Genomic DNA, 237 nt, shown 5'->3' with positions numbered 1-237 from the left:
AGCACACTGACGCGTCGCCCGTCACCGATCGGCCGTCCAAGCGTGTGATCCATGCCGATACGCTACCTGGGCCGATGCGGTTGGAAGATCGGCGTTTGATTGAAGCGTATAAGCCGGTTCTTGGTGAACTGCCGCTAGCTGGCGATCCCGCCGCGCTACCGCGTCTCGCCGACCAGATTGCCCGGGAGTTCCCCTGGCTCGCCCCGTTTACGGCCTATCTGCGCGACGAACTCGCCC

Annotated in this window: 1 protein-coding gene; it reads left to right on the top strand. The window is 64.1% G+C overall.

All coding sequences use genetic code 11. The features are described from left to right. On the top strand, positions 1 to 237 hold a 237-nt coding region (locus R0J87_RS24535), incomplete at both ends, for a hypothetical protein (RefSeq protein ID WP_498889650.1).

Origin of the sequence: Halomonas sp. SIMBA_159 (assembly GCF_046536035.1) — a bacterium.
GTDB classification, from domain to species: Bacteria; Pseudomonadota; Gammaproteobacteria; order Pseudomonadales; family Halomonadaceae; genus Vreelandella; species Vreelandella venusta_A.
Note: the sequence above shows the minus strand (reverse complement) of the source record. Positions and strands in the feature narration are given on the sequence as shown.